We start from the raw sequence: 18,423 nt of genomic DNA on the forward strand, positions 1-18,423 counted from the left end.
CTGCTGCGTTGCACTACCCTGTTTGTACGTGAGGGATAATCATGAAATTAGTCATTTACAGCGCCCTGACCCTGAGCGCCCCGTTCAGTTTGCTGACGGAACAGTGGCAGAAGCAGCAGCCCGATACGCGGCTGGAGATACGCTGGCACCCCAGCACAGTTATTGAAAAAACGCTCAGGCAGGGCGAGCAGGCTGACCTGGTCATTGCCACTGTTGCAACGGTCAGTAACCTGATTCAGTCCGGGCTGGCTGATGCCGGGAGCCGCATTGAACTGGTTGACTCTCCGATTGGCATCGCGGTGGTGGAGGGCGCGCCGAAGCCGGATATCAGCAGCCGCGACAGGTTGGTTGAGAGCCTGCTCGCGGCGCGATCTGTGGCCTGGTCGGAAGCCGGAGCCAGTGGCGTCTGGTTTTCACAGTTGATGAAGCAGCTCGGCATTGATCAGGAGCTGCGTTCGCGTGGCACCGTCATTCCTGCCGGTTTTACCGCTGAGCAACTGGTGAAGGGAAACGCGGACCTGGCGGTGCAGCAGATCAGCGAGCTGTTGATGGTCAGGGGTATTGATATCGCAGGCCCGCTGCCGCCCGGCACACAGCAGCCCATTTCGATTTCGGCTGCTGTGCTGGCCCAGGCTGAGCTTCCTGCGCGGGCAGGAGAATTTCTGGCGTGGCTGAAGCAGCCTCAGGTGACGGAGATTTTCACCCAGTTTGGTCTGGTGCGCCGCGATTAAGGCTCTCGCGGCACAGATCCGGTGCTGCCCCGGACTATAAGCTCGGTTTTGATTGCCGTATGCGCTTCAGCGGTCTGATTATTCAGCGTATTTAACAGATACCGTGCGGCGTGTTGACCAATCGACGCCAGATCAACGCGCATGGTGGTCAGCGGATGTTCCAGGTGCTCGGCATACTCGTAATCGTTGAAGCCGACGATAGAGATGTCATTTGGAATGCGCAGGTAACGTTCGCTGGCCGCCCGCATCGCCCCGAAAGCCAGCAGATCGTTACCGCAGACAATCGCAGTAGGGGGTTCAGCGCCATCAAGCAGACGGAAAACCGCCTTACGCGCCTCATTCATGGTAAAGGCATTGTCGATCAGGTGTGTATCAGGCAGCGAAAGGCCATGCTGCTGCAACGCCCGCCGTGTGCCTTTAAGGCGTTCTGAGACACGGTCGTTGGTAGGCGGTGTCCCCACAATCACGGCGAAACGCCGGTGCCCCAGTCCAAGCAGGTGATTGGCAAGCGTCTCCGCTGCCCCCTCGCTGTCGTAACCGACGCTGGGTTTTTCCCGATCCTGAGAAAAGGCCTGCACACAGGCGATATTTTGCTGCTCTATACGCTCCCACAGCCTCGGATGATGGGTATTACCCACCAGCATGAGGCCGTCAATACCGTATTCAATCAGCTTGTTGACCTCTTTCAGCTCGGTCTCCGGGTCAAAATTAGAATTTGCCAGCAGCAGGGTATAACCCGCTTCATGTATCAGTTGTTGAAATGCTGCAAGCGGTCGCGAAAAAGTTTCTGTTGCAAGCGTGGGGACCACGGCACCAATGGTCATACTCCGGCGTGAAGCCAGAGTGCGCGCGGCACGGTTAATAACGTACCCCAGTTCTTCACAGGCTTTTTCCACCGCTTCGCGGCGTGCTGCTTTCACCGTGCTGCTGCCGTTCAGCACCCGTGAGACCGTGGCGGTGGATACCCCTGAGAGACGTGCAACATCTTCCAGTGATACGCGGCCAGATCCATTTTGTTTCTCACTCATCAAGTTACTCCTGCTGAAAGAGTGAGCTCACCCACAAAATTTGCAGACAACTCACCGTCAAATTTGAAAGCGCTTACTTTTGGCTTGACTGTATTTTGTAATCGCTTACTTTCTACATTATGTTATCAGTTTGGCGAAACATGCTCACGTATTATTAACAATCTCATGACGTGCATCGCCAGATTCTAACCGCAACGCGGGCTGCTGCAGGCTGATATGCCGCAGAATCTCTGTAACCTATGCATAAATAATAAAGGAATTCACCATGCGCAGATATCCACGAATTCGCTGGCTGATGATCGTGTTCTGCTTTTTTGCCATCGCCATCAATTACATCGACCGCATTAACCTGGCTATTGCCGCTCCGCATATCAAAGCCGACCTGGGTCTTGATGACACCAGCATGGGCCTGGTGCTGGGCGCGTTCTTCTGGACCTATGCGCTGATGCAGATCCCGGCGGGACGCCTGATTGACCGCCTTGGCGCGCGTACTGGCCTTGCGCTGGCGGTGGGCTGGTGGTCTCTCTTCACCGTGTTTACTTCATTCGGGAAAGGATTTACCTCACTGTTTGCTGCCCGTCTGGCACTGGGTATTGGTGAAGCGGGAGGCAATCCCGGCTGCGTTAAGGTGGTTTACAGCTGGTTTCCTAAAAAACAGCGCGCCACCGCCAGTGGGATCTTTGATGCCGGCCCGCGTGCCGGGAGTGCGCTGGCGCTGCCGCTGGTCGCCTGGCTGATCAGTACCTGGGACTGGGAAACCTCTTTTGTGGTCACCGGTGCACTAGGCCTGGTATGGGTGGTCATCTGGCTGGTGTTCTACCGCGATCCCGAAAAGATGAAAGGGCTGGATGAAACGGAACGCCAGAACCTTATCGAAGATCGCGCTGTACCGGTGACCGATGAAAACGCGAAGGTCGAGCTCTGGTCGTTGTTCCGCCACCGTAACGTCTGGGGCATGATGATTGGATTCTTCTGCATGAACTTTGCCACCTACTTCTTTGTGACCTGGTTCCCGACCTACCTGACGATGGCGCACGGCTTCTCGCTGAAAGAGTTGGGCACTTTGGGGGCGATCCCGGCTCTGATGGGCATTCCCGGCAGTCTGTTAGGCGGTCTGGTTTCCGACACGCTCTACCGTAAAGGATTCAGCCTGACAGCAGCACGTAAAACCTGTCTGGTCACAGGCATGCTGCTCTCTTCCGTAATAGCTTTCGCTGCCTTCACCGACAGCATTGCGGTGATCCTGACGCTGTTCTCCATCACCTACGCCGGTCTGGCGTTTACCGCAGCCAATATCTGGACGCTGCCTGCTGATGTGGCTCCGGCCAGTAACTATGTTGCCACCCTGGGAGGCATCCAGAACTTTGCGGGAAATCTCGCCGGGATTGTTACCGCCTCGTTCACCGGATTAATGCTCAGCCTCAGCCACGGTTCTTTCGTGGTGCCTTTAGTGGTAGCGGGGGGCATCTGCGTGCTGGGCGCGCTGACCTTCATGTTTGTACTCGGCAAGCTGGAGCCGCTTCCTGTCAGCACCAGTCCCAAAAGGAATGTGGTTGCCACTGCCAACGACTGAGCAAAAACAACAGGCATAACGATTTTGTACCCGTACCCTGAAAAAAAGAGACTGATAATGAAAAAGGTGGTCATGGTCGCCGGCATGATGCTGATCGCATCAGCCGCAATGGCGCAGGAAAAGACATTTGTTTACGTATCAAACGGGGACAGCGGCACGGTGAACGCCTACGCACTGGATAAGGGGAAGCATAAACTGACGCCCGTTGGCGACTATCCAACCGGCCTGAAAAGCATGCCTCTGGTGGTCTCCGGCGATAAAAAGACGCTCTATGTCTCTGTGCGCAGCCAGCCTTATCATATATCGGCCTGGCATATTCAGACGGATGGGTCGTTGACCCATTTTGCCGATACGCCGCTGCCGGAAGCGATGGCTTATGTCGCGCTGGATAAAACCGGGCGATTTCTCCTCTCCTCATCTTATGGCGGCGATATGTTCAGCATTAACCGCATCGCTGATGACGGTAAAGTGGAAAGCGCGCCTGTACAGGTGGTGCACACTGGCAAACGTGCCCACTCCATTCAGACCGATCCCACTAACCGCTATCTGTATGTTCCACTGCTTGGTGCAGATCAGATGTTGCAGTACCGGTTTGACAGTCAGAGCGGCAAAGTCACTGCTAATACTCCAGGCTTTGTGAATATTCAGCGTGAAGCGGCTACCGGACCCCGTCATTTTGTTTTTGCACCGAAACGTGATGGGAAGGGCGAGCAGAACATCTATCTGCTGACGGAGATGGCAGGCAATATCTCACGGCTGACGCAGGATAAAGACGGCACTCTGCAGGAAAAAGAAGTGACACCGTCACTCGATCCGGTTATTGCCGGTGGGATGCAGCGGGGGGAGCCAAGGCCGCTGACCGGCGACGATGATTTACCTCAGTCAGCGAAACCGCGGATATGGCAGGCCGACATTCATATTACGCCTGACGGGCGTTTTCTCTATTCCACTGAGCGTACCAGCAGCACTATCACGGCATTTCGCGTCTCCCCGGAGGATGGCAGGTTATCTTTTATTAGCAGCCTGAAAACTGAAACCCAGCCACGCGGATTTGCTATAGATAAGACAGGCCATTACTTAATCGAATCAGGACAGAAGTCGAATAAGGTGGCGCTCTATTCTATTGATCAGGGAAATGGCCGGCTCAATTTACTTGAGCGTGTGCCAACGGGTAACGGAGCCAACTGGGTGACAATCGTCGAATAAAAAATCGTTGTCACTTGAGCGCTCTTACATTCACTGAGGTCATCAGAAAGATATTCTATGCTTTCACGCAAAAGGAAAAGTTATGTCCGGAAGTAAACAGAAGTTACTGACGAGTTTATTAGTCCCTTTATTTTTTTCTGCCGGAATGCAGGCGCAGGCCGCAGAGAAAGTTGTGGCTACCGATCTGGAACCCCTGCATCACGTTATTCTGGAGAATAAATATGTCACGGTTATGCGGGTGCTGATCCAGCCCGGACACTCCACGCTGTTTCATGAGCAGCACCTCGATTATGTTAATACACATATTCAGGGCAGCCCGGTAAGCATTAACTATCCCGACAAGCCGGTAAATAACACCGAGATGAAAAGCGGTAACGTAAAATTCGGCGAGCATCAGGGAAAATCTGACACCGATAAAGTTACCAATACCGGGACCAGCGTCAATCATCAGGTCGCGTTTGAAATCAACATTCCCGGCCCACAACATTTTGGCGGGGCGACCCGGCCTTCAGGGCAGGCCTTCCAGCAGGTGCTGGATAAAAAAACCGTTAAGGGATGGAAGGTCACGCTGAAACCAGGCGAAAGCACTGGCGACTATACCCAGCACGGCCCTGGCGTGCGCGTGTTCTTTACGGAAGGCAGGGTGCTCATCGCCGATCCCGCGCATAATAACCGGGTTAAGGAAGTCTGGGTTCATGCGGGGGACGCCTTTTTGACCGAGCCGGGTAAGGTCGATTTAACCGCCGCCAGTGGCGAAAATATCGTCTTCAATGATTATGAACTGTTATAGCACTGTTTGTAAGTTGTTAATCAAACCCTTTTGATACTCTGCCTCTCTGCGGTGATACCGCAGAGGGGCATTTATTATTGACACCTTTTAGTTATTTACCGGAAGCAATCATAATGAAGGCAAGACAACGTTGTCTGCCTTTTGCATTAAGCATATTGATCTCTGCACCCTTTTTAGCTCAGGCTGAAAAGGCGGATGACTCTGTGTCTCTTATAGCAAAAGGCAAGTATCTGGCCATAGCTGCAGATTGTGGTGCCTGTCATACAGCGCCCTCCCACGGCCCGGAAATGTCAGGCGGTTATATTATCTCCTCGCCGCTGGGAAATATCGTGGCCAGCAATATCACCCCCTCTAAAATTGCAGGGATAGGGAACTATACCGAAGAAGATTTTGCCAGTGCCGTGCGCAATGGCGTTAATAAGCAGGGGCAACACCTGTATCCGGCTATGCCTTACACCTCATACGCAAAAATTACCGATGATGATATTCATGCACTCTATGCTTATTTTATGCATGGCGTGAAAGCAGACGATAATGTCCCGCAGGCCACTGATTTACCTTTCCCGTTTAATATCCGCTCAACTATGTTCATCTGGAACAGGCTGTTCGCCGATAAAACCGTGTTTATTCCGCAAAAAGATAAATCCGCTCTGATCAATCGCGGTGATTATCTGGTCAATGCGCTGGCGCACTGCGATACCTGTCACACGCCGCGCAATGCGCTGATGGGGCAGGACAACGACCAGGCTTTAGGTGGCGGTAGCCTCGGAAGCTGGTATGCCCCGAACATCACCCCGGATAAGCAGGCAGGTATCGGTAACTGGCGCGACACAGAGATCGCCCAGTATCTGAAAACCGGTCATGTCGCGGGCAAAGCTCAGGCCGCCGGGCCAATGGCTGAAGCGGTTGAACACAGCCTGCAACACCTTTCCGACGACGATATCACTGCCATAGTCGCCTATTTGCGTCAGATCCCCGCAGTCAGCCAGCCCGTGAAGACATCACGGGACAACCTGGGGCAACCGGCAACCAGTGAAGCGGAAATGCGCGCAGTAAAAGATCCCGATCCCGGCTGGAAAGTGTATGGCAGCACCTGCGCCAACTGCCACCAGCCAGACGGTTCTGGCAACCGTATTTATCCTTCGCTGTTCCATAACACCACAACCGGCGCTCCTCAGGCCGACAACCTGATTGCGGCCATCGTTTACGGTGTCCATCGCACGGTGGATGGCAAAGTGGTGGATATGCCGGGCTTTGGTCCTGATGGGTTGTTCACCGACCGCCTGAGCGACCAGCAAATCTCGGATGTCAGTAATTATGTGTTGAAGAACTTTGGCAATGCACAGCTCAGGGTAACGCCAGAGCAGGTGAAAACCGTGCGTGAAGGTGGCGAACGTCCGCTGATTGCCCGTCTGGCGCAGCCTGCTGTCTGGGTGGCGGGGGCTGTGGTGACGATCGTGCTGTTGCTGATCGTTGTTTCATTTTCTCGCAGGGGTAAAAAACATGAGGCATAACTCTCCGTCAGCGATTTCCCGGCGGCGTTTGCTGCAGGGCATGGGCATATTGTCCCTCGGCGCGATGTGCAATTCCCTGTTTCCGGCACGCGCAGTGGCCGCCGGGCAGATGTCTGACAACGCTTTTCTCCCGGTTTCAGCGTTCCTGGTCAGCCGCCAGGTTGGCCCGGTACTGGGTCAGCGCTACTACGATGGCCTGACGCGCCACGATGCGCAGTTCCCGCAAAAACTCAGCAGCCTGAACACGCTGTTGCAGCAGCATCAATTTGCGCACGTTGATGATTTCCTCGCGGCGTTTGGTGCGGACAACAGTGACTGGCAGACAGCAAAAACGATGATATCAGCCTGGTACTCAGGCGTGGTGGGCAAGGGCAGCGATCTGGAATTGATAGCTTACGCCGGTGCGCTGATGTACCTGCCGACCAGAGACATTCTGGTGGTGCCGACCTACGGCGGTGGGCCGTTCTATTGGGCAGTGACGCAGGGCAAAGTGGCTACTACAGGAGAAGGCGAATGAGTGCACAAAAAGTGGATGCGGATGTCATCATCATAGGCTCCGGCGTGATGGGCGGGGTGATTGCAACGCAGATGGCTAAAGCCGGTAAATCAGTGATCATTCTTGAGGCGGGGCCACGCGTTTCGCGACAGGAGATCGTTGAGCGCTTCCGCAACTCGCCGTTTAAAATGTCACTTACCAACATTAAATTGCAGGGCGTGGGGTCACCGTATCCCAATCCGCCGCATATACCGTCCACCTACGGAGATTACCTTCAACAGGTCGGGCCGGTGAAATATCCGACTAAATACCTGCGCGTGGTTGGCGGCACAACCTGGCATTTTGGTTCCGCGTTGTGGCGGATGATCCCCAACGATTTCAAACTCAACAGCCTCTACGGTCGTGGCCGTGACTGGCCATTCGGTTACGATGAGCTTGAGCCCTGGTATGGCAAAGCAGAGCATGAGCTGGGGGTATCCGGAATGGAGGGTCAGGACGAAAGTGGACAGGGTGGCAAAGCCTGGCCGCCACGCTCCACGCCGTTCCCGATGCCGGGTTTGCCAACCAGTTACCTGTTCGATCGCCTGACCGACATGCTTGGTAAAGGCGGCTACAATCCGGTGCTGGAACCTAACGGACGCGCAACCAAACCCTGGGGTAAACGTCCGGTGTGTGGTGGTAACAATAACTGTAACCCGGTCTGTCCGATTGCGGCCAAATATGATGGTTCAATGCACATTGATGAAGCTGAACGTCTTGGCGCAAAGCTGCTCGACAATGCGGTGGTATACCGTATCGAAGCGGGAGAGGACGGGAGCATTACCGGCGTAAGGTACAAAAAGCCGGATGGGTCTGAACATCATCTCACCGCAAACTACTTTGTGCTGGCCGCGTACGGTATTGAATCACCCAAGCTGTTGTTGATGTCCACTTCGGAAAAGTATCCCAACGGCATCGCCAACTCTTCCGATCAGGTCGGGCGTAATCTGATGGGGCATACCGGGATCAGCATGAATGTGATGATGTCAGAGGATGTCTGGCCGGGTCAGGGGCCGACAGAACTGCTGGTCTGGCTGAATAACCGTGATGGCGCATTCCGCAAAAATTTCCCCAGCTACAAAATCAAGGTGCGTAATACGGTGCCGACGGCGGATTACGCGGCTTCACTGATTGAGAAAGGGGTACTGGGATCTAAGCTTGATTCGGAACTCCGCCGCCTGTCAGCGCGTTCACTTAACTTCGCTATCGACTTTGAAACGCTGCCGTTGCCGGAGAACCGCGTAACGCCCAGCAAAACTAAAAAAGATGCGATTGGGATCCCCCTGCCGGAAATCTACTATAGCGTGACGGATTACTGGCACGCCGGGAAAGAAGAGGGCATCAAGGATTTTCATAAGTTCGCTGAGCTGCTGAACGCCGAGATACTGTCGATCGATACCAAATTCCAGGATCGTCAGCACATCATGGGTACCACCATTATGGGCAACGATCCAAAGAACTCGGTGGTGAACAGTGACTGCCGTACCCACGATCATCCAAATCTGTGGATTGCCGGCACCAGCGTGATGCCCTCCGCCTCCTGCATGAATCCGACCTTAACAGGCGCGGCTTTAAGCTTACGGCTGGCCGATAATATGCTGAAAGGGATGAAACAAAGCTGAATGTTATCGCCCTCAACCTGCTGGTTAAGGGCGTCATGCGGTTAGATCTTTCCGGATTAGTGAGTGCCTGCGCGGCGCTGACTTTGTTTCTTTTGGGACTGACTTATCTCGGTGAGGCTGATCAGACGCTGAAAGGAGCAGCGTTATTGATCGCTGGCACCCTCTCTTTAATCTGGTATGTGCGTGGCGCTTTGAATAAAGCAAATCCCTTACTTAATCTGCGTTTGGTAAAGGATCCTTTGTTGCAAACTGCGATGCTGATTTACCAGTTTATTCCAGGCATCTTTACCGGGGTTAGCCTCATTGCGATGCTCTACCTGCAAAATCAACTTGGCATGCGTGCCACGATGGTAGGCACAATGATGATCCCCTGGGCGCTGGCTTCATTTGCAGCAATCAGCCTGACTGGTAGAAAGTTTAACCATACTGGTCCGCGTCCTCTGTTTATTGCCGGTTGCCTGGTTCAGGGAGCAGGCATTGGATTACTGGCAACCATCGGTGATGCTGGTGACGTACTCACGACAGTGCTGGCTTACACACTCATGGGGTTCGGTAGCAGTTTATGCAGCAGCACGGCACAAAGCTCTGCTTTCATTCAGATAGCCGACAGTGGCCTGGCTGATGCCAGTGCCCTGTGGAATATTAACCGGCAGCTCAGCTTTTGCTTTGGCGTCACCATAATAAGCTTACTCCTCAACCTGATGCTGAACTCCGGCATTCCGGCAAACGAGGCTTTTCATCTTTGCTTTATATTAGCCGCCTGTAGCATTGCCATCCCCATAGCGTGTTGCCTGCGAATTTCTAACCAAAATGTCATCACACTTATTCAGGAAAAAAATGAATCGTTATTTTCAGGAAGTTTCAGAGGCTCATGAGCTTATTGGTAACTGGCTGGGGCATTCTGAGGTTGCCCCAGAGGTATGCGAGAAGTTACTGGCTCGCTTCAGTCCGGTCTATTCAATGGTGACGCCGGGCGGTGCCTTGCTCGATTTTGCTGCGTTAAGTGCTTTTTTTCGCGCGCAGCGTGGTGCAAAAAAGGGGCTGCTGATTGAAGTGATGAATATGCAATTGATTGCCGAAAGTGCTGATGGTGCAACGGTGACGTATCAGGAAAAACAGCAGCTTCCCGGGCAAAGTGCCACATTGCGGTTCTCTACCGTGGTATTTGAATTATGTGAAGGTCAGATTATCTGGCGGCATCTTCATGAAACTGCGCTGCCCGAAAAAAATACGTGAAAGGGTGAGAAACTACCGCTAATGGAGCTTGCCGGAAAAAAAGCGCTGGTGATCGAAGTCCCTGCAGGATTGTGCGATAGCCAGCCATAAGCATCCCCTGTAACGACGCCTTCGCCGGTGAGCGCAGAGGACAATGTAATCCCGGATGGAAGAGGTCGGGAGTATGCAGTAAGCCTTTATCAACAGATCGCCTGCAGGCGATCTGTTTGAAAAAGCTTCCCTTTTGAGTCTGTAATGACAATCTCTTATGCTCACACATCTGGCAGTTCAGCTAGTGTAAGAGTTAAAGTCCCACATTCTGCAATGCCCATTGACGCGCCCGGACAACTGTTTCAAAGGAGGGGGCTTTTTGGGGGTCTTGCTCCGCTTCTATGATTATCCATCCACTGTATGACGATTTTTGCAGGAAATTCAGCACGGGCTGATAATCGACAATGCCTTCCCCCGGGACCGTAAACAGGCCTTCTCTGACCGCTTCGTTAAAACTTTTATCCTGACTGAGCACGGCATCCAGTATATCGCCACGGACATCCTTCAAATGCAGATGAACAATGCGATGGCCGTAATGATCGATTATCCAGCTGATATCTACGGCAGCCGCAGTGGCATGACCGCAATCCAGAACAATGCCAACATGGTCATTCGTAGCCTTCAGAAAGGCTTTCACTTCTTCATCCTTTTCTACCAGCATCATCAGATGATGGTGATACGCTAACTTCAGGGCGTAGCGTTGCCAGAGTCTCTCTGCAAAGAGGCAAAGCTTAGCGGCATACTCTTCAAGACTAACCTGTTCTAATGCAGGTGAAGCAGATAAAGGGAGATCCAGAGGCGCCTCACCCGGCATTGCTCCACATTCACCATAGACCAAGACTTTGCAGCCTAAGGCATTTAATAGCTGAGCATGCTCATGTACCGCAGTAAGTTCCTCTTCTACCGATCTTTCAGCAAGAAAACCATTAAACCAACCCGATGCGAGCTGCAGGCCTTCCTCATCCAGCAAAGGCTGAAGCTCATGCTGAGTGCGCGGGAATTTTCTGCCCAGCTCAATGCCCTGGTAGCCAGCAAGCGCGGCTTCACGCAAACAGGTAAGAAGTGGAATTTCACCACCCAGATCTTCGAGAACATCATTAGTCCAGGACAGCGGACTCACACCAACGCGAATTCGTTCTTTTAGTGACATTAAAAACTCCTCAGATGACTGTTTTTCTGCCCGATAATTCTGCCGTCAATTTGTATGATGAGCGGCGGTTACCTTTGAATAATCATCAATCATCCTTATTCGTTCACCTGATTAAGAATTCGCAGAAAATCATCTTTACCTGATATTATTGAAAGTGCATTAGCAATAATCTCATCGCTGAAAATAGATGCCACTTCACGAAGAACATCGATATGCTCTTTTTCCCGGGCTATTACCCCTATGGTAATAAACATGACGTTGCTCCTGTCCCATATCACTCCGTCCGGGAACTGAAAAATCTCAATGCCTGTTTTAAGAATGATATTGGTTGCCGTTTTAGGCAGGTGGGGAAGGGTAATGCCATTCCCCAGAAAAGTGGACACCTGTTTCTCCCTCTCATGAAGAAATGTGATGCACTCCTGACTGACATAACCTTTATCCAAAAATGTCTTTCCCACCATCGCAATAACGTCTGACTTGTTTTTCGCGCGGCAATCCATATGAAGGTTGTCTGGGGTCATATTTTCAATCATAAATTCATTCCTCATTAACATCACTAAGAGATGTTTTAACGCTATCTGGAGGCAGATAACTCCATCTCCAACTGCTCCAGAGATTTATTGGACGTTTCAGGGAGTGCCCTGACCACAAAAATAATGGCAAGGTAATTGATTACCGCAAAGATGAGGAACACCGATCCCAACCCAATTTTTGCTTCTAACAACGGGAACAGGTAGCTGACAATTGAATTGGTGACCCAGAGGAAAAATACACAAATTCCCATAGCAAATCCGCGATATTTCAGAGGGAACAGTTCAGCCAGAACGACCCAGGTCAGGAAACCCATAGTACATTGCATTATGCCGGTAAACAGTGCACCCAGAAGCCAAATCGCTGTGGCCTTCATATCACCTGACAGATAATAGTCGGCTCCGGCAATGATAAGGTGCAGGGTTGCCATAGCGATAAAACCAAAAGTGATAAGCGATTTTCTTTTGTATCTGTCAACCAGGTACAGGACGCCAAATAACATTCCACCGACCGAAAAAACCCCGTTCAGAACATTACATATCAACGCGGTTTGCTCGGAGAACCCGGCTGATTTAAGAATGTCAGTTCCGTAATAAAGGATGACGTTCACGCCAGTGGTTTGTTGAAGAGCAGCCCAGACAATGCCCACCAGGATCAGTTTCATCAACCATGGCGTTGTTGTGATAGTTTTCAGATAACTGTGAGAATGCTGCTTTTTGGCTTTTTCGTATTGAAGAAGTTTAACAATATCATCAATTTCTTTTTCCGCACGGGCTGCAGGACGAATTTGTTTCAGGATGGCCAGAGCTTCCTGATGCCGTCCTTTGCTGGCTAACCAGCGTGGACTTTCCGGCGCACGGAGCATACCTGCTAACAGGCAGAGAGCAGGAACGGCCTGCACAACCAGCATGTAGCGCCACACCTCAGGCAAATGTCCCCAGAAGTAGCCAATAAAGGCGTTAACTGAATAGGCCAGAAACATTCCGATAATAATGGCCACCTCATTTATTCCGGTCAGCTTGCCCCGCATTTCAGTAGGGGCAACTTCTGAAATAAAGGTAGGTGCAGTTACTGAGGCCCCTCCAACGGCGTAACCCAGAATAAAACGGGCAATTAAAAGTAGGGTGAGGTTTGGTGAGGCCGCTGACATCAGTGCCCCTGCAAGAAACAGAACGGACAGATATAACAGGTATTTTCGGCGGCCAAAATAATCGGCAAAAATGCCGCCGCATATTCCACCTATTGCCGCCCCCATCAAGAGTACGCTCATCACCAGACCTTCAGTAAAGGAGGTCAGTGCCATGCTGACTTTAAGGGAGGTAAATGCGCCATTAATAACACCTGTATCATAACCAAAGAGTAAACCGCCAAACGTTACAGCCAGGGTTACCTGATGCAATCGTTTCTTTTGCTGTCCATTGAGGTTCATTGCCAATGACATAATGTTCACCTTTTATTTCTGGTATTCGGATATATTAAAAATACACAATAAAATTTAACCCCTGAATCCTCCCCTGAAGGATCAGGGGGGATTCCGTTATTAATAATTAATTTTTATTTTATACAGTAAAGGCTTCGCGGAATGCATGGAGCGCTTTTTCAGAATCACCGGATGCCCAGCCTTCCAGTGCCACCACACCCGCGTAATTAATATTTTTTAGTGACTGAGCTATTGCTTTATAATTAATTTCACCTGTGCCGGGTTCTTTTCGCCCCGGAACATCGGCAACCTGAATCTCACCAATATTGCTACCGCATCGTTGTATTAATTCAATAAGGTTTCCCTCACCAATTTGAGCGTGATAGAGATCAAGATTCATTTTTAGCCACGGACTGTTAACAGCCTGTACCAGAGCTAAGGTCTCGTCTGCTTTTGCAAAGGGTGTTCCGGGGTGATCAACCGCGGTATTCAGATTTTCCAGCGTAAAGACCCGATTGGCTTTTTCCCCTAAAGCTGCAAGGCTCTCAAGAGTCTGTTTTGCTTTCAGCCACATCGCCCCCGTAACCACTTCAACAGGTTTAACGGGGAGTCCAACATTGTTCAGGCCTGTTCCATGGAGATTGAGAGAGGGACAATTTAGCTGTTCAGCCACGGCAATTGACTCAGCGGCACTATGAAGCAGTGCCCCGATTTCATCATCATCCGTGAGGTTGCCACATATATACCCCGTCATTGAAGTGAAACGTGCGCCTGTGGACGCCAGCTGGGCAATATCCTTTTGTGTCCAGTCCCAGATTTCCACGCCAAACCCCATGGCATGGATGCGCTGAACCCGCTCAATAAAGGGTAAATCCAGGAATACCATTTCGGCGCAAACTGAAAGTGTGTAATGAGGCATAGAACGTTTTTCCTTACAGGGTGACAGGTTTTGACTGCACGACAGAAGTAATACAGGCCAGGGCAATTTCGAGCGCATTACGTGCATCCTGCCCGGTTGCTTTAGGTGTCTCTCCAGTTGCAACGCAACGCACAAAGTCTGTCAGTTCTGCAACATAGGCATCACGTAATAAATCCGTATCTTTGCGGGCTGTATCAACCGAGATGCCTTCTGCGGTGTAACGTACGCAGTTGTTAACATTTATATTGCCTGCCTGAACCATTCCTTTGCTGGCAAAAACCTCGCCCCGTACGTCGTAACCATAGACGGCCTGGAAATTTGCCTCCGCTGTAGCAATGGCACCGTTGTCGAAGCGAATATTGACCACCGCCGTATCGAGCAGTCCGCGATCTTTGAAATCCGGACGAACCAGGGCATCAGCCATTGCATATACCTGTACCGGTCTTGCCCCGGGATTCAGGTGGAGCAGAATGTCAAAATCGTGGATCAGGGTTTCCAGGAAAATAGTCCACTGTGGGATTGGGGTCGGGTCACCAAGACCAGGATCGCGGGTAACTGAACGCATTAACTGAGGGATACCAATTTTGCCCGCTTTGATATCCTGAAAGGCGGCGGCAAAACCGCTTACAAACCGGCGATTGAAGCCTACCTGCAGTACGACCCCGGCCTCTTTTGCCGCATTGATGGCCCGGTCCGCTTCATCCAGCGTGACAGCCATAGGTTTTTCACAAAATACGCCTTTGCCAGCTTTTGCCGCCGCAATCACCAGTTCTGCATGTGTGCGGGCGGGTGAGGCAATGACAACAGCATCAATATCGTTATCTGCAAATAAAGCCTGAGGATCGGTATAGGATTTTTCCGCGCCAAGCGTCGCGGCGAGTTTTTCTGCAGCGCCCGGTACCGGATCGGCTACTGCTACCAATACCGCTCCTGGAATAAGCTGGGCTACTGTTTGTCCATGGAAACTTCCCATACGGCCTGCACCAATCAGGCCTACGCGTACGATATTTTGAACTGCCATATATCCTCCTTCTCTACAGGGTTAAGAGCGTGTGATTATCGTTATGAACATGTTTATTTTTATCGCTGCTATAGATAAGCAATTAGTATGCCAAAAATTAACTTGCTGTTTTTAATGATTTTTATAAAATTTATATGTAAATAAAATGTTCACATAGTTTACATGTAAAGTTAACATGTTTATAAAACAGACATACTGTTCAGAGAAAATTTCAAGGGGTTTACATGGAAGGGGATGACCGAAATGAAGAATGGGAGCTTATCGCAAGACTCAATAATGAACAGAGTGCCACCAAAGAGGCTGAAGATGTCCACAGATTCTGGGAAGCCTTTGAACAGGGTGTTAAGCCTGTGGGACTCAGGTCAACTGTTTATGCTTCCTGGCAGCGGAGTCGTGACCAGGGGATCACAGGTAAAGTTTTTAAATATCAATTTGCTGATGCCGTTCAATTAAAAGCAATTTTGCAGAAAAATGCCCAGCTGATCATTACGGCTCGGGACATTATGACTAATTTACTCACTTATAATCCTGACGGTCACATCAACCTCACAGACGCCGATGGCGTGACTCTCTGTTATTGTGGTCAGGATATAACACCTGTGGGCAGCTTACTCAGGGAGGAGATATTGGGCACCAACTGCACAGGTCGCTGCCTGAGTGAAAACCATCTGGTTTACCTGCTTAGTGAAGAAAACTACAAATATTCCCTGCGTGCTCGCGGTAAACATTGTGCGGCAGCCCCAGTCAGAGATGAGCATGGAAAAACAATCGCTGTACTGACGTTAACTGCCAATCCCGGCTACTTTCACTACCATACTGTGGGCACCGTACAGGCAGCTGCCGAGGCGATAGCACAGCAGTTGATTCTCCGAAGGGTGGTGGGTGAGCAGCAATCGGTTCTGGAATCCATTAATGAAGGGGTTATTGTTTTAGCGCCAACGGGCACTGTTCGTCAGTTTAATCGCTACGCATTGAAAGTTATGGATATTGTGGAAGCTAAGGAAGGTGATGATATCGATAACATATTGCTTCTTGATACGGGTTCTTTAAAGGAACTTCCTGTATGTAAAGACCGTAATGTAACGTTTTGCCCCGTGCTGAAAAACCCCATAAATTGTCTGATCTCCGTTGTCTTAACTCATGACGGCGGCAAAGTGATCTCGCTAAGAGAAAATCGCCGTATTCGCGACATCACCCATAAGGTTATGGGCAGCAAAGCCAGCTACCATTTCGACATGATTCTCGGCCAGTCAAAAGTCATGCAGGATATTCGACGTAAAGCCCGCATTGCGGGAAAAAGCGACAGCACGGTACTGCTGATGGGAGAGAGTGGAACAGGCAAAGAGCTCTTCGCACAATCCATCCATAACGTCAGCCAGCGTAATAATGGTCCTTTCCTTGCGGTAAACTGCGGCGCTATACCCCGGGATTTAGTTCAGAGTGAATTGTTTGGCTATGAAGACGGGGCTTTTACCGGCTCAAGACGGGGAGGGGCAGCAGGTAAGTTCGAACTCGCCGATGGGGGAACATTGTTTCTTGATGAAATAGGTGACATGCCGTTAGAGGCACAAACCAATTTATTAAGGGTGCTTCAGGAGAGTGAGATTACCCGCATAGGGAGTGACCGTTCAGTGAAAGTTAATGTCCGGATCATTGCTGCAACTAATCGTGATTTAAAGAAAGATGTGGAACATGGCGCCTTCCGCCGCGATCTCTGGTTTCGTCTGAATGTTATTGGCTTGCTGATACCTCCACTCCGGCAGAGAACGGAGGATATAACGGAGTTAGCCCAACTGTTTAGTGAGCAAGTTTGCCGGTCGCTGGGGAAAGATCCTTCGCATTTTACACCTGAGTCGATCCGTGCACTGGAAGCCCACAACTGGCCGGGGAACGTACGTGAACTTGAAAATATTGTTGAGAGAACAATCAATATGACCGAAAGTTCTGTCATTGGTCTGGAGGATTTACCTGATGATATCCAACATGCTACCCGTCCGGATAATAAAAAAAGTCATCCTTCAGCAGTAAGATATAATCTTCAGGAAGGGGAAAAGTATTTAATTGAATTATGTCTTTTAGAAAAGAATGGCAATCTTCGTCAGGTTGCGCTGGCCATGAACCTCTCGCGTACGGCACTCTATAACAAAATCAAACGCTACTCTATTGATGTTGAGAGTTTTCGTAAATGATAAGGCTTTTACCCCATATGAATTCAAATTCGATGATTTTATTTAAAATAATTGATTTCAAAAATCACTTAATTTTATCTCCCTCTGTCTGCTTTTATGAAATGAAAAACCATGACCCTGGGGAGCAAAATCACTATAATAAGGCCTTAAATCAAAATCGGCTGTGACCGAGCATGAATACGTCATTTTAATAACCCGGAGATGTTGTTATGTCCATCATGGATGCGCTTCTGGCGTTTAGTTTTGCTGCAGTGCTGTTAACCTTAACCCCAGGCCTGGATACTGCCCTGGTATTGCGAACCGCCACTGTGGAAGGAAGAAAACAGGCTGTTCGCGCTGCGCTTGGTATCAGTGCCGGCTGCTTAATATGGGGCGTAGCAGTGGCTTTCGGGTTAGGAGCCCTGGTGGCTGTTTCCGAACTTGCCTATGACATTCTGAAGTACTGCGGTGCAGCTTATCTGAGCTGGCTGGGCATAAATATGTTGCTGCGTCCAAGGAAGCAGTTCGCAGTGGCAGAGACTTCCAATAAACCGGCTGAAAACTGGTTTTTGAAAGGCGTTCTCGGCAATGCCCTGAACCCTAAAGTGGGCATCTTCTATGTTTCTTTTTTACCTCAGTTTATTCCACAGGGGCACTCGCCCGTTATCTGGACTTTTGCACTGGTGAGTATTCATATGGTGATTGGCATTATCTGGTCGATGATGTTGATTGGTGCGACGCGCCCGCTGGCAGCTTTGTTGCGTAAAGAGAAAGTTATCCGCTGGCTGGATCGCACAACCGGGATGATTTTTCTGCTGTTTGCAGCCCGGCTGGCGTTCAGTAAGCGCTAGACAGCGCTGAAAAAATCAGGGGTTAAGTCAGTCTTTTGTTTACAGCCAGAGTGATGCGAACGGATTCGCATCACTCAATCTCATTTTTACACTGATGC

At 50.6% G+C, this 18,423-nt stretch carries 16 protein-coding genes and 1 pseudogene; 11 read left to right on the forward strand and 6 right to left on the reverse strand.

What is annotated here, in order from left to right; genetic code table 11:
- Positions 1-41 precede the first annotated feature (41 nt).
- Positions 42-731: a substrate-binding domain-containing protein gene (locus VRC33_RS10875; protein WP_338563737.1), complete on the forward strand. Its 690-nt coding sequence runs from the start codon at positions 42-44 to the stop codon at positions 729-731.
- On the opposite strand, the gene VRC33_RS10880 is transcribed toward VRC33_RS10875, so the two are convergent.
- Positions 728-1,759 carry a LacI family DNA-binding transcriptional regulator gene (locus VRC33_RS10880; protein ID WP_338563739.1) on the reverse strand — a complete coding sequence of 344 codons (1,032 nt, stop codon included), beginning with the start codon at positions 1,757-1,759 and terminating at the stop codon, positions 728-730. The two genes, VRC33_RS10875 and VRC33_RS10880, sit on opposite strands and share 4 nt — an antisense overlap.
- A gap of 265 nt (positions 1,760-2,024) precedes the next feature.
- On the opposite strand from VRC33_RS10880, the gene VRC33_RS10885 reads away from it, so the two are divergent.
- The 8 genes and pseudogenes from VRC33_RS10885 to VRC33_RS10920 all read left to right on the forward strand — a co-directional run bounded on the left by VRC33_RS10885 (position 2,025) and on the right by VRC33_RS10920 (position 10,235).
- Positions 2,025-3,332 (forward strand): MFS transporter, encoded by a 1,308-nt coding sequence (locus VRC33_RS10885; RefSeq protein WP_338563741.1) that lies wholly within the window; start codon positions 2,025-2,027, stop codon positions 3,330-3,332.
- A gap of 57 nt (positions 3,333-3,389) precedes the next feature.
- Entirely contained in the window at positions 3,390-4,538 is a 1,149-nt protein-coding gene (locus VRC33_RS10890) for a beta-propeller fold lactonase family protein (protein WP_338563743.1), read from the forward strand.
- 82 nt (positions 4,539-4,620) lie between these two features.
- Positions 4,621-5,328, forward strand: a complete 708-nt coding sequence (locus tag VRC33_RS10895; protein ID WP_338563745.1) for a hypothetical protein — start codon at positions 4,621-4,623, stop codon at positions 5,326-5,328.
- A gap of 113 nt (positions 5,329-5,441) precedes the next feature.
- Complete coding sequence (locus VRC33_RS10900) at positions 5,442-6,842, forward strand: cytochrome c (protein WP_338563749.1); 1,401 nt, start codon at positions 5,442-5,444, stop codon at positions 6,840-6,842.
- On the forward strand, positions 6,832-7,359 hold the full coding sequence (locus tag VRC33_RS10905; RefSeq protein ID WP_338563752.1) for a sugar dehydrogenase complex small subunit: 528 nt from the start codon (positions 6,832-6,834) through the stop codon (positions 7,357-7,359). Before VRC33_RS10900 ends, VRC33_RS10905 begins: the two co-directional genes overlap by 11 nt.
- Complete coding sequence (locus VRC33_RS10910) at positions 7,356-8,999, forward strand: GMC family oxidoreductase (RefSeq protein WP_338563754.1); 1,644 nt, start codon at positions 7,356-7,358, stop codon at positions 8,997-8,999. Before VRC33_RS10905 ends, VRC33_RS10910 begins: the two co-directional genes overlap by 4 nt.
- A 41-nt stretch (positions 9,000-9,040) precedes the next feature.
- Positions 9,041-9,874 (forward strand): annotated as a pseudogene (locus VRC33_RS10915) (MFS transporter); the annotation flags it as partial.
- Positions 9,837-10,235 carry a DUF4440 domain-containing protein gene (locus tag VRC33_RS10920; protein ID WP_338576997.1) on the forward strand — a complete coding sequence of 133 codons (399 nt, stop codon included), beginning with the start codon at positions 9,837-9,839 and terminating at the stop codon, positions 10,233-10,235. The pseudogene VRC33_RS10915 and the gene VRC33_RS10920, both read left to right, overlap by 38 nt.
- Before the next feature lie 283 nt (positions 10,236-10,518).
- Here the strand turns inward: VRC33_RS10920 and iolE are convergent, their stop codons facing one another.
- The 5 genes from iolE to VRC33_RS10945 form a co-directional block, all read right to left on the reverse strand.
- Entirely contained in the window at positions 10,519-11,415 is an 897-nt protein-coding gene (iolE, locus tag VRC33_RS10925) for a myo-inosose-2 dehydratase (RefSeq protein WP_338563757.1), read from the reverse strand.
- Positions 11,416-11,510: 95 nt separating this feature from the next.
- Positions 11,511-11,948, reverse strand: coding sequence for a PTS sugar transporter subunit IIA (locus VRC33_RS10930; RefSeq protein ID WP_338563759.1), 438 nt, complete (start codon positions 11,946-11,948; stop codon positions 11,511-11,513).
- 41 nt (positions 11,949-11,989) lie between these two features.
- Positions 11,990-13,387 carry a sugar porter family MFS transporter gene (locus VRC33_RS10935; RefSeq protein WP_338563762.1) on the reverse strand — a complete coding sequence of 466 codons (1,398 nt, stop codon included), beginning with the start codon at positions 13,385-13,387 and terminating at the stop codon, positions 11,990-11,992.
- Positions 13,388-13,505: 118 nt separating this feature from the next.
- Positions 13,506-14,285 carry a TIM barrel protein gene (locus VRC33_RS10940; RefSeq protein WP_338563763.1) on the reverse strand — a complete coding sequence of 260 codons (780 nt, stop codon included), beginning with the start codon at positions 14,283-14,285 and terminating at the stop codon, positions 13,506-13,508.
- 13 nt (positions 14,286-14,298) lie between these two features.
- Positions 14,299-15,306: a Gfo/Idh/MocA family oxidoreductase gene (locus VRC33_RS10945; RefSeq protein ID WP_338563764.1), complete on the reverse strand. Its 1,008-nt coding sequence runs from the start codon at positions 15,304-15,306 to the stop codon at positions 14,299-14,301.
- Between the two features lie 224 nt (positions 15,307-15,530).
- On the opposite strand from VRC33_RS10945, the gene VRC33_RS10950 reads away from it, so the two are divergent.
- Positions 15,531-17,495, forward strand: a complete 1,965-nt coding sequence (locus VRC33_RS10950) for a sigma 54-interacting transcriptional regulator (RefSeq protein ID WP_338563766.1) — start codon at positions 15,531-15,533, stop codon at positions 17,493-17,495.
- A gap of 209 nt (positions 17,496-17,704) precedes the next feature.
- Positions 17,705-18,325: a LysE family translocator gene (locus VRC33_RS10955; RefSeq protein WP_338563768.1), complete on the forward strand. Its 621-nt coding sequence runs from the start codon at positions 17,705-17,707 to the stop codon at positions 18,323-18,325.
- Positions 18,326-18,423: the final 98 nt, after the last annotated feature.

It is taken from the genome of Erwinia sp. E_sp_B01_1, from assembly GCF_036865545.1.
In the GTDB taxonomy this organism is placed as follows: Bacteria; Pseudomonadota; Gammaproteobacteria; order Enterobacterales; family Enterobacteriaceae; genus Erwinia.